This is a genomic window from Protofrankia sp. Cr2 (assembly GCF_963555885.1).
In the GTDB taxonomy this organism is placed as follows: Bacteria; Actinomycetota; Actinomycetes; order Frankiales; family Frankiaceae; genus Protofrankia.
The window spans coordinates 15,501-16,355 of the sequence record NZ_CAUVXG010000045.1; the positions used below are offsets into that span (position 1 = coordinate 15,501).

The window sequence follows — 855 nt, forward strand, 5'->3', positions numbered from 1 at the left end:
GGCGGCGCTGTCGCGGGTGGTGACGGTGGGGACCGATGTCGGGGTGAGCGTCGATCTGTGCGCCGGCCCTGGCGGAAAGACCGCCCTTCTCGCCGGGCTGCTGCCCGGGACTCGGCTGATCGCGCTGGAACCGCGGGCTACCCGTGCCAGGCTGGTGAGCCAGGCAGTGGCCGGCCGGTCAAACGTGACGGTGGTGCGTGCGGACGGCCGTAGGCCGCCGCTGCGGCCGGGGAGCGTCGACCGGGTGCTCGCAGATGTCCCGTGTACCGGCCTCGGGGCGCTGCGGCGTCGGCCTGAGGCCCGCTGGCGTCGCATGCCGTCCGATGTCGTGGTGCTGTCCCGCCTGCAGCGGCAGTTGGTGGCCGGGGCACTTGACCTGGTGCGTCCCGGCGGTGTCGTTGCGTATGTCACCTGTTCGCCGCACCCGGCGGAGACCACCGAGGTCGTGACGGATGTGGTCGGGCAGCGCACCGATGTATCCGTTCTGGACGCCCGGGCCTTCCTGCCAGACGTGGACGGTCTCGGCGATGGCCCGTTCGTGCAGCTGTGGCCGCACCAGCACGGCACCGACGCGATGTTCCTCGCCATCCTGCGCCGCGGCGGCCCGTGAGCCACGAAAGCTGACTACGGTAGGTGGAAATCGTCATCGGGGCGACCGAAACCACCTAACACCTGACTACGGTCGGCGGATGCGGTAGGTGGAAATCGTCATCGGGGCGACCGAAACCACCTACGCCTCCGCTGTCGCATGGCCGGCCGATACGCTCGTAGGCGTGGCGACAGCGCAGATCTACCCGAGCTTGCTTGCCGCCGACTTCGGGCGGATCACGCAAGCGGCGCTGGCGGTCGAGGGGC

Annotated in this window: 1 pseudogene; it reads left to right on the plus strand. The window is 70.4% G+C overall.

The window, feature by feature from the left end:
- Positions 1-610 (plus strand): annotated as a pseudogene (locus tag U9978_RS18070) (rRNA cytosine-C5-methyltransferase); the annotation flags it as partial.
- Between the last annotated feature and the right edge of the window lie 245 nt (positions 611-855).